The sequence below is a fragment of the Paenibacillus sp. FSL R5-0486 genome, assembly GCF_037975155.1.
Taxonomy (GTDB): domain Bacteria; phylum Bacillota; class Bacilli; order Paenibacillales; family Paenibacillaceae; genus Paenibacillus; species Paenibacillus amylolyticus.
On the sequence record NZ_CP150237.1, the window covers coordinates 700,136 to 712,914 of the forward strand.

A 12,779-nucleotide genomic window follows, 5' to 3' on the forward strand; every position below is an offset into this window, starting at 1 on the left:
TTATGAGGTCTACCTACAGTTTATCTACGTTCCATTGATCTTCTATCTGTTGCTGTTATTATCTGTTAACATTACTCAGGACGCAACGCGTTTATTCGATCCGTAAGGGATCGTTTTCTATAGTACAGGGCTATGGTTGCGAGAACCAGCATTTCGGACAGCGGTACGGCAAGCCAGACACCGGTGACACCAAAGAATGAAGGCAGGACTGCAATTAACGCAATCATGATAATCATTTCACGCGCAGCTGTAATCCAGATGGCCATTTTGGCATTACCCACAGATTGGAAATAGGTGCTCATGACAAAGTTAACACCCATAAACACATAGGCAAATGTAAATATACGTAATCCGTAAACGGCATTATCCGTTACGCCACTACTGAAGTTTCCAAAGATTTGCACGAAATAAGGTGCACCGATCTGAACAACAACCAGTAATAATAGACCGCATGCCAGAGCTGTTTTAGTGGCTAAACGTATCGTTTGTTGTACCCGTATAATCTGATTGGCACCGTGATAATAGCTGATCAGAGGTTGGGCAGCGGATGCCAGACCCAGGAAAGCCAACAATACAACACCATGAATATAGTTCAACACGGTAAAGGATGCTACACCATCCGTGCCCGCAATGCGGTCCATCGAGATGTTATGGGAGACAGAGAAGACCGACATGCCAAGTTCAGCCAGAAAGCTGGGGAAACCAATGAGTAGCAGGGAAGCCAGCAGTTTGTTGTTCCATTTGAACCGGGTGAACGTGAGATTATTTGTTTTTTTGAAAAAGTGAGTGAACAGGACAAGTAGCGCAAGAGACGCCGATACAATTGTACCGAGGGCCACACCGCGTACACCCCATTCGAGTACATACAATGTTATATAATTGATGATGATATTGGCTACAGCAAACGTAATCTGAGCGTACATCGACGTGTTGGGGTTCCCATCGTTTCGTACAAAGATAGAGAGTGCATTCTCAATGGTGAAAACGAACCCGAACAATAACATGATATTCATATAGTCCGAAGCAAACGGGAAGGTTTCGGCGTTAGCACCGAGGGAGTATACCAGCTTGTCTTTGAACGTAAATGCAGTATATCCAATGGCCATCGTAACTAGCATAATCAGCATAATGGATTTGGTGAAAATTTGTTTGGCTGATGTGATATCTTTTCTACCCATAGCGTTGGAGTACAACGTTGCCCCGCCCATACCAATCCACAGTGACATGGCAACAAAGAGCGTGTAGACAGGTGAGGCAATGCCGATCCCGGCCATCGCGGTAGAACCCAGTTTGTGTCCAACCATAATGCCGTCGATAATAAAATTAAAAGCAACTACCAGCATCCCCAATACAGAAGGCACGAGGTAACTTATAAAAGCTTTACCTACAGATTGCCCTTCCAATGGATGCGTCCAATTCGTATTCATAATGACCTCCGTTAGTAAACTGAATGTTCATTCTGTATATAATAATACTGAACGTTCGTTCTGTATGATAACACGCCATGAATTCTCTTGGCAACTTTTGCGTTTAAATATCGTTTATGTGATAGAGTAGGTGGATATTTATAAGGCGGGAGGAATCTCTTGATGAAACAAAATAAATACGATGAAGCTGAGTTTTTCAATAACTACAGTAAGATGGCTCGTTCCGTTCAAGGGCTGGATGCAGCCGGGGAGTGGCATGAACTGCAGACTCTTTTGCCTGATTTGAAGGACAAGCGTGTGCTGGATTTGGGATGTGGTTTTGGTTGGCACTGCCGGTATGCGCGAGAGCAACAAGCGAGTTCAGTGATCGGTGTAGATCTGTCTGAAAATATGCTTCAGCGTGCTCGTGAAATGACGGACGATCCGCAGATCCAGTATAAGCAGCTGGCGATTGAAGATATTGATTTTGCACCGGGACAATTCGATGTTGTGATCAGTTCACTTGCTTTGCATTATATTGAACGGTTAGACACGGTGTACGCTAAGATCAACGATTTTCTCGTAGAAGGGGGCACATTTGTACTATCTTCCGAACATCCCATCTTCACCGCTCGCGCTGCGCAGGATTGGCATTACGGACCCGAAGGTGAAATCCTGCACTGGCCCGTGGATGATTACCATGATGAAGGGAAACGTGTGGCGAACTTTCTGAATCAGGATGTGGTTAAATATCATCGCACACTGGCAACACATCTAAATGAACTCATTAAGGCAGGGTTTGCTATTCAAAAGGTGGCTGAATCCAAACCATCACCGGAGATGATTGAACAGGTTCCTGGCATGCGAGACGAAAATCGGAGACCGATGTTTCTGATGATTGCTGCTGTGAAAGTATAACGATGAAAATGATACGTTAGACCAGAGGGCAGAAAGAAACTGAGGAAGTGGAGCGTTCGCTTAAAAGCTTTCTGATAGAGATTTCTAACTAAGCAAACTTGAAGGAATCAGCGTGTCCAGCGATGTTGAACATGCTGTTTTTTTATTTTGCTACAATAATAAGAAATAATGTCCAAAACAGGGAACCAAATCACATTAGACTCAGTCATATTAAGTGAGGTGAACAACAGTTGGATGATCAATTACTGGCACAGGCTCAGACCATAGACAATTACACACTTAGTAGCATAATGGATGACTACGGAAATGACGTCTGGAATTACGCTTATTTTCTGACCAAAAGTGCCGAACAGGCAGATGAATTGTCACAGGAGGTATTTATTCGGGCGTATTCGGGGATTGCTCATTATCGTGGAGATTGCTCACTGAAAACCTGGCTGTTGACGATTACTAGGAACACGACTTTTACATATCGAAAATCCAGATTTTTTCGTAACAGTCTGTGGGGAGAGACGTTACCCATTGAGACAGAGCATGGGGGTTCGAACCAAAGAGTCATGATTGCAGAGCAGCCTGCACATCCTTCGGCCGAGATGGAAGTGATGCGTAAGGAGCATATCCATGAAATCTGGGATATTGTTCTGGCGTTGCCAAAGAAGTTTCGGGAGATTCTTTTGCTGAATCTGAAGTATGAGCTTACGACGAGTGAGATTGCTGAGATGTTGAAAATCAGCTTAGGCACAGTAAAATCCAGACTATCCCGAGGTAAGGAAAAGGTACGGAAACAATGGGAGGAGCGAAGCAAATGAGACACAAGGATGAGCAATGGGAAAAGGAAATCCGGAAGGGACCGTTTGCTTCGTCTCCTTTTACAGAGGATCACAAGCGAAAGGTGCTTCAACAGGTGGAGTGGATGAAGAAGTCGGAAGAGGAGAGCAAGGGAGATAGGCCAGAGGAGAGTTCCAGGTTATCCAGGCTGTTTAGACTGCAAGTGAACAACGCGTCACACAAGCGTCGCCCTAGAAGAGGGCCTCTTGTTGCCGGCACGGGTGCGTTGGTTATTGCTGCTGGATTGTTCCTATGGATCTGGGATGATGGACAGCTGGTGAGACCCGTGATAGAGCAGGTCTATCCGACAGCAGCGTTACAGTTATCCGATGGTTTGAACACAAATCTGCTAACCGACAAAATGAAAAGAAATGTTGCGACTACGATGCGAGATGATCTGGGTAAACAGCTGAAGATTACGAAAGTGGAAGATTTGCCTGTGTCCGGCAGAATATATGTAGAGGCTGGAAATGAAAGTGAGAAGGAGTATGCACAGATATGGCTCGATGCGACAACAGGAAATCTGCGTGAAGTAGGAATGAGACGTGAGATGCAGCCAAGCGAGCTGGAACACCGTTATCTGCGTCAAGTTCCATCGCTTTTGCAAAGTATAGGCATTACTCCAACGCTTAAACCTGCATCAGTCCAACGTTTTGTGAGTATGAAGCAAGGGGAATTGGAGCCGATATCACATACGACATTAGCGTTAGAGAATGAGACTGGCGATGGTTATGGGGAGATTGTATGGCAGCAGGACAAGGCTGTCTCGATCACAGGCGACCTTAGACCTGATCAAGTATCCCAGGCAGCGCTGACGGATGCCAGAAACGCGATTGAGGCTCTGTCTGGTAAAGCCAATCTTGATCTGGTAAGAGCAAGCCGAAGCAAAGATGATGAACTCGGTAAGGACACAGTCTTTTTTTCCTTTAAAGATAACTACTTTGTACAGATGACCGAAGGAAAAGCGGGCATGGGTTATACGGTTGGGGATGCTAATCACTATGAGCAAGACTTTGCAGACTGGGAAGAAATAGAGGCTTATTATCAGGAACTATATAACATACAGGAGTCTCTTCTTAGAGGAGAAGTAGAACCTATAATTAAAAAAATATTTAAAATGGATCTTCAAGCGTATAAACTTCACCGTAATCCTGACCATCCAGGCATGGTCACATTTGAACTGGAGTCGAGCAAGGATGTTTTTCAGGTTGAATACAGGGAAGATGGACGGATCAAGATGATCACCAGAGGCGAGTTATAGAGCTTGATCTTATATGTTACAATTTACTTCATAGATGGAATGAGTATAAGGAGATAACGATGAAATATTTGGTGAGTTCATGTCTGGCAGGGGTAGCTTGCCGTTACAACGGAACAGCGAGTCTGGAAGAGAAGATTCAGGAGCTGGTGGAGCAGGAGCAGGCTAAGATGGTATGTCCGGAGCTGCTTGGCGGATTCTCCACTCCACGGGAACCGGCTGAAATTATCGGTGGCACGGGCAAGGACGTACTGGCAGGCACTGCAAAAGTGATCGAGAAAAGTGGCAAGGACGTCACAGAGTTGTATATTAAGGGAGCCTATCAGACGCTCGAATGGGCGCGAGAAATGAATGTATCGTGTGTGGTACTGAAGGAGTTTAGTCCGTCCTGTGGTACAAAGATGATCTATGATGGGAATTTTGCCAATCACAAGGTAACTGGTGAAGGTGTCACATCAGCATTGCTGCGACAAGAAGGATATACCGTCATTTCTGAAAATGAGTGGATGGAGCAACTATAGGTCGCACAGATATCGTTTCATATTCACAGAAAAGCCGCTGGATTATATCCTGGCGGCTTTTCTGTTGTCTCCCATTACTTTTCTCAATAAAAGAATAAAGTCGATTTTCCTGAAATGCTAACAAACAATATGGATACATACGATATAGATATAAGATATATAAGGCTATCTACTATTTAAAGTGGGGGAATAATCATGTCAATTCAGTCTAAGCCAAAAAATAAGAAAGGAAATAAACTCAAAAATATGAAATTAACAACAACGATGGTCATCATGACTGTAATTAGTCTAATCGGCTTGTTTACTGTTTTTCTGATTGGGATTTTCGGAATGAACGAAGCAAAAACGGGACAAGGTATCCTCTACAATGACCGCTTCCAGCATCAAACCAATGTTCTTGAATTGAAAAGTAATTTCTATAATATGCGTGCCAATTATACAAAGGTTCTTGATAATGCAGAGTATACCGACAAACAGTACGATCAGGTTCAGAAAGGTAAGAAGAGTATCACGGATGGCTTGAATGAATTTTCAGCAAGAACATTGGATACCAAAGAAAAAGAGATATTTGCAGATTTGGCAACAAAGATGGATACATATTATCAGGATATTGAGCAAATCATGGATACCAAAAAGATGTCGGGCACCTACGATAGTGAAGAGAGAGGAAGAATTAACAAAAGCAGTACAGCGATTGTGGAGACGATCACCCTTTTGAGTGCGCATAACGAAGAAGAGTCAGCCAAGCTCTATGCGGATACACAGGAAGTAATTCAGCAGCGAGCGTTGGTGCTTGGTTCGGTTCTTTTGTTTTCACTTGCAGCACTCATTCTTATTTCATTTGTAGTGATTCGCAGTATACGTCAACGAATGAAAGCTATCACCCGTTATTGTGAAGAAATAACACAAGGCAACTTAACGGCATCCTTAGATCCGTATCTAACACAGGGAAATAATGAGATAAGTGTCATCGCACGAGCTATTCGTACAATGAGCGATTCCACAACCAATGTCATTCGTGGTGTAGTTCAGGAATCTCATCATATCAACCAGGTTAGCGATCTTACCAACCAGAACATGGCTGGTCTGAATGAACGAATTCGTGAAGTATCAGCTACAGTTGAAGAGCTCTCTGCTGCAATGGAAGAGGCTTCAGCCCATACGGAAAATATGAATCATTCGGCTAATGAGATGCAACAGGGAGCTGAATATATATCGGAACAGACATCTAAACAAGCAGAATCCGCCTATGTGACCAGCACGAAGGCTGAAAAGTTGAAGCAGGAAGCCCGCGAATCGAGCCGAGCAGCCATAGACATGTATGATCATACGAGTAAGAAGATGTCAGAAGCGCTGGAACGTGCAACTGCTGTAGATCAGATTGGTATATTATCTCAATCTATTTTGGATGTTACGGCGCAGACTAATCTGCTTGCACTCAATGCATCCATTGAAGCTGCAAGGGCTGGAGAAGCAGGTAGAGGTTTTGCGGTTGTTGCAAGCGAGATTCGAAAGTTGGCTGATGATTCCAGACAGGCTGCCGATCAAATTCAGCAGGTCACGGAGGAAGTTATGCAGTCTGTAACCAATCTGTCCTCGAATGCCAAAGAGTTGCTATCCTTTATGTTCAATCAGGTTGGCAAAGATTATAAATTATTGGAGGATACAGCTGAACAGTATTATGTCGATTCCCTTGATCATGCCAATGCCGTTAAAGATCTCAATGCAACCTCACAACAAGTGACTGCAAATATCAAAATACTAGTGGGCTCCATTCACGAGATTGCATCAGCCAGTGAACAATCAGCCGCATCCAGTCAGGAAATTGCAGGACATATGGTCGCCTCTGCTGCGCAATCTGTGGAAGTAGTTAAACAATCTGATCAAGTGAAGGATAGTGCATTAAATCTGAATAAGCTGGTTCAAGATTTCAAGATTTAAAAGAAAAGAGTTATAGATAATCCACTAGGCATGTAAGTGCCCAGTGGATTATTGCTGTATTTCATCCAATACTTACTTTTATAAACCAAGAAACAATAATGTGCGTACTTTTAATTTATACACATAGGTCCTAAACTAATACTTGAGATGAAACCACTTTAACATTATTGTTCAACATAAAAAAAAATATAAAAGGACGTGGAGCTCCATGGAAGTTACAGCAAAGTCAAAGACAAAGGAAGACATCTTAAAGGCGTATCATTTCCGGCATGCAACAAAGATATTTGATGATACCCGCAAAATCTCGGATGAGGATTTCCAATTTATATTGGAAACAGGCAGATTATCTCCAAGTTCCATTGGTCTTGAACCGTGGAAGTTTCTGATTGTACAAAATCCAAACCTGCGTAAGCGTCTGTCCGAAGTCTCTTCCGGCGCTCAAAAGCAATTGGCTACAGCAAGCCATTTTGTTGTTATTTTGGCCCGATCAGATGCCAGTTATAATTCTCCCTATGCGGAGTACATGTTGAAGGAAACAAAGGGAATGCCTAATAACGTATTTGAGCTAACAAGTGAGGCTTATGGAAAGTTTCAAAATAACCAGAAAATTCTGGATAATCCACGATCATTATTTGACTGGGCATCTAAACAGACTTATATTGCACTTGGCAACATGATGACGGCGGCAGCTCAGATTGAGATTGATTCTTGTCCAATCGAAGGTTTCAGCCGTGAGGGCGTCCACCGTATTATGGAAGAAGAGGGTTTGCTGGAAAATGGCGCATGGGGCGTCTCTATGATGGCAGCCTTCGGTTATCGGGCAGAGGAGCCCCAACGTGAGAAGTCCCGACAATCCGTTGAGAAAATCACGCAATGGATTAACTGAATTCAGCATGAATCCAACATGAATTCAAAAAACGATTAGCTAAGATCTAACATTATAGATCAGGATCAAAGTAGAATCGAAACAGCCCGATATTTTCCACATGTTAGCAGGATGGAAAGGGCTGTTTTTCTTTTTTATAAAAAGAACTTGAAAATACATAGATGTCTATGTATAATGAGGTCATGCCTAAATACAACGCAATTGCACTGATTGCAAGAATCAGAGACCATGTCAACAAACGGATTGTACACGAATTGGAACAGCATGAGGTAACAGGGATTGTTCCTTCTCATGGAGATGTATTGATGTTCTTGTACCGGGAAGAGACGCTGTCGATCAAGATGTTGGCTGAACGTGTTCAACGCACGCAACCAACGGTAACGGTACTGGTCAACAAGCTGGAGAAGCTTGGCTATGTTGAACGCAGCAAGAGTGCCGAAGATAGCCGAGTGACGATGATTCGCCTAACCGAACAGGGGAAGCGACTCGAACCGATCTTCCATCAGGTGTCAGAGCAGATTAATGACATCATCTATAGTGGTTTGTCCGATGAACAGTCGGAGCAATTGGAGAGCTTGCTATCCATTATTGTCCGAAAGTTATAATGAATGAACTCTTCTGTCTGCAACCCTTCCAGATTTGACTGGGGTGGAGGCAGAGGAGCCCAAATATTTTTTACCCATATACATAGATATCTATGTATATGGGGGCGTATCAATGTAACCCCATTTTCGCAACCTAACTCAAACCAAACCTGGAGGGATTCACACTATGAAACATCTTATCGTATATGCTCACCCGCACACAGACAGCTTGAATAACGCAATCCTCAATACTGCTGTAGAAGCTCTCAAAGCTCAAGGCCATGAAGTGGTCGTTCGTGACTTGTACAAACTTGGATTCCAACCCGTACTGACTGAAGCTGACACAGCTTCCATGCGTGCAGGACAGACACCACAGGATATCGCAACAGAGCAACAGTTTGTTACGGATGCAGAAGTTATCACATTCATCTATCCGATCTGGTGGACAGGTCTTCCTGCCATCATGAAAGGATATGTTGACCGTGTATTCGCCTATGGTTTTGCATATGCAGCAGGTGAAGCGGGAATTGAGAAATTGCTGACAGGCAAAAAAGGACTCATCATCAACACACATGGTACACCAAGTGAAATTTATGATCAGATTGGCATGACTGCTGGACTGAAATTAACTTCAGACGTAGGCATCTTCGATTTTGTAGGTATTGAAGCCGTAGATCATCTGCTCTTCGGTAGTATTGGATACCTGGATGCACCCGCATATCAAGCCATGTTGGATCAGGTTAAACAGACGATTACAACCAATTTCTAATATGGATGTTGAATCCAGATACGGATTCCATATGATACCAGACCGACTCGATCATGAGTCGGTTTGTTTGTTCATGTGTTTGCAAAATGGATGAAAGGGGGTATAATCGTACCCATGGAACCTATACTTATATTTAAAGCATTATCGAACGAGACACGTAGACAAATCCTGTTGTGGCTCAAAAACCCGGAGCAACACTTCCCACCGCTGGAACTATCTCAGCATCCGGATGGTGGCAAGAACGGAATCTGTGTTGGCACGATTCAAGTGAAGGCTGGACTGGCTCAGTCGGTTATCTCCAGTTATCTGCTGACTATGCTCAAGGCAGGGTTGTTGCTCTCCGAGCGAAGAGGACAATGGACGTATTATCGGCGCAACGAAGAGACGATCCGTCAGTTTGCCGAGTACGTGCAGAACGAGTTATAAGCCGGATGCCGGAACGGAAGCTAGGATGCATATGCAGGCAGGGATTCCGTCCGGATGTAAACGGCTAGTTTATGAACACATCACCATATCCAGTTGCGTTTCAATTAATCTATATATCTGGATATACAAAAATATAATCATCGAGGAGATTAAACGATAATGACTACAGAAAATACGGCTTCATCCCATAAAGAACATATTAATGACGTTAAGCTTTCCATCCTGGATCTGGCTCCCGTCGTTGTGGGTGCAACACCTGCTGATGCTTTGCGCAACAGTCTCGATCTGGCACAGCATGCAGAGCGCTGGGGATATCACCGTTACTGGGTAGCTGAACATCACAACATGCCGGGTATTGCTTCATCCGCAACTTCGGTTGTTATTGGATATCTGGCTGGTGGAACCAAAACGATTCGTCTGGGTTCAGGAGGCATCATGTTGCCTAACCATGCACCGCTTGTCATCGCTGAGCAGTTCGGCACACTGGAATCCCTGTATCCTGGCAGAATTGATCTGGGACTGGGTCGCGCACCAGGTAGTGACCGCCGTACATCGCTTGCACTACGCAAAGATCTGAACAGTGGGGAAGATTTCCCTGAGCTGTTGGCAGAACTTAGAGCATACTTTGATGCTTCGGCGACATCTTATCATGCACCTGTTCGCGCAGTTCCTGGAGAAGGATTGAATATTCCAATTTACCTCTTGGGGTCCAGTGATTTCAGTGCACGTCTGGCAGGTCAGCTGGGATTGCCGTTTGCTTTTGCCAGCCACTTCTCGCCCGATTACACCCGGATTGCACTGGAAACGTATCGAAACAACTTCCAACCATCTGATAGCTTGAAGGAGCCACATGTAATTGTTGGTGTCAACGCTGTTGTTGCGGATACAGACGAGGAAGCAGCATGGCTGGGTACAACGATGCAACAGCAGTTCCTGAACATTATTCGTGGCACAACGGGATTGGTGCAGCCTCCGGCAGAGATGGAAGGTAAATGGACGGATCGTGAGAAAGCTGGTGTTGAGCAGACGCTGAAGGCAGCTGTTAGTGGTTCACCAGAAACCGTACGTGGACAGTTGGAATCTTTCATTCGGCAGACGCAGGCAGATGAGCTGATTATTACGTCGATGATCTATGATCATAAGGCACGTCTGCATTCCTATGAGTTAATCGCACAATTAGCGGGAAAAGCTTAATCTTCATTTTTCAGCATAAAAGCTGGCTTATTGGTAGGGTATAGCTATAAATTTACGGTTCGTCTCCCAGTGAGGCGGGCCGTTTTTGAATAGGGAGAATTTGCAAATGGTTCGTGTGGGGCAGAAGACTCATTTTGGGGTAAAATGACTTTACCGGTTTAATTTGAAACGGTTAATCAGCACCATACGTATAAATCCAGAGTGTTATACATATGTTGGCTTGTACAAGGTATTTTTTTTCGTGTGTGGGCATTTATTTAGCTTTATAGTTTAGTTTTGATTAAGGGTCATAAGAGAGGACGACACGCCTATGGAGCAACCTGAGCAACCCCGCGTTTGGCCGGAGCGGTTCAAACGATTTTTTCTGAACAACAAATTTGTCCTATTTCTACTGATTCTGCTGTTGGTGGGACTGAACGTGATGGTTCTGACCAAAGTATCCTTTGTTCTTCATCCGCTCGCAGTACTCATCAAAACAATTGTGTTACCTATTATTCTGTCAGGCATACTCTATTATCTGCTGAATCCGATTGTGGATGTGATGGAAAGGTGGAAAATCAAGCGCGGCTGGTCCATTCTGATCCTGTATCTTGCGATTGGAGGCATTCTGACAGTCGTAGTATTGGCGGTCATTCCGGTTGTGCGTAACCAGATTGTGGGGCTGATTGAAAATTTCCCAACCTACAGTGAGACGGTAAAACAGCAGTTTGAGGAGCTTACGGGCAGTAAATTGTTCGGTCAGTTCCAGGAAACGGTGAATCTGAATTCGCAGGACTGGTGGGGAACAATCTCCCAAAAGGCTACTGAAATTCTGAACTCGACCTGGACCAAATTGGGTGGATTCCTCGGAGCTTTCACTGAGACCGTGCTGTCTATCGTAACGGTTCCATTCATTCTGTTCTATCTGCTGAAAGACGGCAAGAAGCTGCCAGCGAAAATTCTGTCTTTCCTGCCGATCAAGAGCCGTACGGGCGCAATGCATGTGCTGGAAGACATCAATCACCAGATCAGTTCATTCATTCGTGGACAGATTATCGTCAGCTTCTGCATCGGTATTCTGCTCTACATCGGTTATATGGTCATTGGTCTGGATTATGCATTGATTCTTGCAATTATCGCATCGTTCACAAGTGTTGTTCCGTATCTGGGACCTGCAATTGCGATTACACCAGCATTGATCGTGGCACTCGTCACTTCTCCGGTGATGCTGCTGAAAATGGTTGCCGTATGGACGATCGTACAGTTAATTGAAGGTAAATTCATCTCACCACAGATCATGGGTAAAACGCTGAAAATCCATCCTATCACGATTATCTTTGTCATTCTGACTTCGGGTAATCTGTTTGGAGTCGTGGGCATTCTGCTCGCTGTTCCAGGATACGCGGTGCTCAAAGTATGTGTATCACATATCTTCAACTGGTTTAAGGACAGATCGGGCCTGTACGACCCGAACAAGAACAATCTTTTATAACCGAAGTGGCAAGCTCCAAGAGATAGTTAATCAGAAGATTAAGTCACTTTGTATCCTGTATAAAATGGTACCCTTACCTAGAAGAACCCCCGTCCATCGGCATACAGCCGAGAGGCGGGGGTTCTTCTACATGAACAAGCTTGGCTACTGCCTAGCTGTGTTTAATATGCTGGAGCGTTTGCAGGAAAATCTGCTCAATATGAGCATCATCCAGAGAGTAGTACACGGTCTTGCCTTCCTTGCGCCGCTTGACGATCCGCATGTTGCGGAGTGAACGCAACTGGTGTGAAATGGCCGACTGTCCCATGTCGAGCAGAACCGTCAGGTCATGAACACATAATTCCTTCTGTAACAGCGCATCAATAATACGTAGACGTGTGGGGTCGCTGAATGCCTTGAACCAATCTGCCATCTCGGAAGACGTCTCCCGATCTATGAGTGAAGTGCGAATCGTCTGCACGTCGGCTTCAGTACCTGAGCAGGCTGCATCACATTCGCTTGGTGCTTTAACCGGTTGTTCCATTTCCTATCACCGCCTATGTTAACAACTATAGCTCTATTATATCCAAAACCCGCC

At 44.4% G+C, this 12,779-nt stretch carries 13 protein-coding genes; 11 read left to right on the plus strand and 2 right to left on the minus strand.

Going from position 1 to position 12,779, the window contains the following annotated elements; translation table 11 throughout:
- Window positions 1-71: 71 nt before the first annotated feature.
- Complete coding sequence (locus MKY01_RS03245; RefSeq protein ID WP_339285327.1) at window positions 72-1,427, minus strand: MATE family efflux transporter; 1,356 nt, start codon at window positions 1,425-1,427, stop codon at window positions 72-74.
- 162 nt (window positions 1,428-1,589) lie between these two features.
- Here MKY01_RS03245 and MKY01_RS03250 point away from each other — a divergent pair, with 162 nt between their 5' ends.
- From MKY01_RS03250 to MKY01_RS03300, 11 genes are all read left to right on the plus strand, one after another.
- On the plus strand, window positions 1,590-2,324 hold the full coding sequence (locus tag MKY01_RS03250; protein WP_339285329.1) for a class I SAM-dependent methyltransferase: 735 nt from the start codon (window positions 1,590-1,592) through the stop codon (window positions 2,322-2,324).
- A gap of 230 nt (window positions 2,325-2,554) precedes the next feature.
- Complete coding sequence (locus MKY01_RS03255) at window positions 2,555-3,133, plus strand: RNA polymerase sigma factor (protein WP_339285331.1); 579 nt, start codon at window positions 2,555-2,557, stop codon at window positions 3,131-3,133.
- The gene (locus tag MKY01_RS03260; protein WP_339285333.1) at window positions 3,130-4,413 is read left to right on the plus strand and encodes a hypothetical protein; all 1,284 of its coding nucleotides are present in this window, start codon (window positions 3,130-3,132) and stop codon (window positions 4,411-4,413) included. Before MKY01_RS03255 ends, MKY01_RS03260 begins: the two co-directional genes overlap by 4 nt.
- Before the next feature lie 59 nt (window positions 4,414-4,472).
- A complete protein-coding gene (locus MKY01_RS03265; RefSeq protein WP_339285335.1) occupies window positions 4,473-4,931 on the plus strand; it encodes a DUF523 domain-containing protein in 459 nt (152 codons plus the stop codon).
- Window positions 4,932-5,126: 195 nt separating this feature from the next.
- Window positions 5,127-6,872, plus strand: coding sequence for a methyl-accepting chemotaxis protein (locus tag MKY01_RS03270; protein ID WP_339285337.1), 1,746 nt, complete (start codon window positions 5,127-5,129; stop codon window positions 6,870-6,872).
- A 208-nt stretch (window positions 6,873-7,080) separates the two neighbouring features.
- A complete protein-coding gene (locus MKY01_RS03275) occupies window positions 7,081-7,758 on the plus strand; it encodes an NAD(P)H-dependent oxidoreductase (RefSeq protein WP_036614223.1) in 678 nt (225 codons plus the stop codon).
- Window positions 7,759-7,940: 182 nt separating this feature from the next.
- Entirely contained in the window at window positions 7,941-8,363 is a 423-nt protein-coding gene (locus MKY01_RS03280; protein ID WP_091018819.1) for a MarR family transcriptional regulator, read from the plus strand.
- Window positions 8,364-8,529: 166 nt separating this feature from the next.
- Window positions 8,530-9,111, plus strand: a complete 582-nt coding sequence (locus tag MKY01_RS03285; RefSeq protein WP_339285339.1) for an NAD(P)H-dependent oxidoreductase — start codon at window positions 8,530-8,532, stop codon at window positions 9,109-9,111.
- 114 nt (window positions 9,112-9,225) lie between these two features.
- On the plus strand, window positions 9,226-9,537 hold the full coding sequence (locus MKY01_RS03290; RefSeq protein WP_036668255.1) for a metalloregulator ArsR/SmtB family transcription factor: 312 nt from the start codon (window positions 9,226-9,228) through the stop codon (window positions 9,535-9,537).
- Window positions 9,538-9,696: 159 nt separating this feature from the next.
- Window positions 9,697-10,731 (plus strand): LLM class flavin-dependent oxidoreductase, encoded by a 1,035-nt coding sequence (locus MKY01_RS03295; protein ID WP_339285340.1) that lies wholly within the window; start codon window positions 9,697-9,699, stop codon window positions 10,729-10,731.
- A 310-nt stretch (window positions 10,732-11,041) separates the two neighbouring features.
- Entirely contained in the window at window positions 11,042-12,202 is a 1,161-nt protein-coding gene (locus tag MKY01_RS03300) for an AI-2E family transporter (RefSeq protein ID WP_036614215.1), read from the plus strand.
- 151 nt (window positions 12,203-12,353) lie between these two features.
- Here the strand turns inward: MKY01_RS03300 and MKY01_RS03305 are convergent, their stop codons facing one another.
- Window positions 12,354-12,725, minus strand: coding sequence for a metalloregulator ArsR/SmtB family transcription factor (locus tag MKY01_RS03305; RefSeq protein WP_036614212.1), 372 nt, complete (start codon window positions 12,723-12,725; stop codon window positions 12,354-12,356).
- Between the last annotated feature and the right edge of the window lie 54 nt (window positions 12,726-12,779).

What these genes read in the sequence shown, in the direction of transcription:
- MKY01_RS03270 (WP_339285337.1), top strand. Translation starts at nt 5,127, where the DNA reads ATGTCAATTCAGTCTAAGCCAAAAAATAAGAAAGGAAATAAACTCAAA.
- MKY01_RS03295 (WP_339285340.1), top strand. Translation starts at nt 9,697, where the DNA reads ATGACTACAGAAAATACGGCTTCATCCCATAAAGAACATATTAATGAC.
- MKY01_RS03290 (WP_036668255.1), top strand. Translation starts at nt 9,226, where the DNA reads ATGGAACCTATACTTATATTTAAAGCATTATCGAACGAGACACGTAGA.
- MKY01_RS03275 (WP_036614223.1), top strand. Translation starts at nt 7,081, where the DNA reads ATGGAAGTTACAGCAAAGTCAAAGACAAAGGAAGACATCTTAAAGGCG.
- MKY01_RS03245 (WP_339285327.1), bottom strand. Translation starts at nt 1,427, where the DNA reads ATGAATACGAATTGGACGCATCCATTGGAAGGGCAATCTGTAGGTAAA.
- MKY01_RS03260 (WP_339285333.1), top strand. Translation starts at nt 3,130, where the DNA reads ATGAGACACAAGGATGAGCAATGGGAAAAGGAAATCCGGAAGGGACCG.
- MKY01_RS03285 (WP_339285339.1), top strand. Translation starts at nt 8,530, where the DNA reads ATGAAACATCTTATCGTATATGCTCACCCGCACACAGACAGCTTGAAT.
- MKY01_RS03250 (WP_339285329.1), top strand. Translation starts at nt 1,590, where the DNA reads ATGAAACAAAATAAATACGATGAAGCTGAGTTTTTCAATAACTACAGT.
- MKY01_RS03280 (WP_091018819.1), top strand. Translation starts at nt 7,941, where the DNA reads ATGCCTAAATACAACGCAATTGCACTGATTGCAAGAATCAGAGACCAT.
- MKY01_RS03300 (WP_036614215.1), top strand. Translation starts at nt 11,042, where the DNA reads ATGGAGCAACCTGAGCAACCCCGCGTTTGGCCGGAGCGGTTCAAACGA.
- MKY01_RS03305 (WP_036614212.1), bottom strand. Translation starts at nt 12,725, where the DNA reads ATGGAACAACCGGTTAAAGCACCAAGCGAATGTGATGCAGCCTGCTCA.
- MKY01_RS03265 (WP_339285335.1), top strand. Translation starts at nt 4,473, where the DNA reads ATGAAATATTTGGTGAGTTCATGTCTGGCAGGGGTAGCTTGCCGTTAC.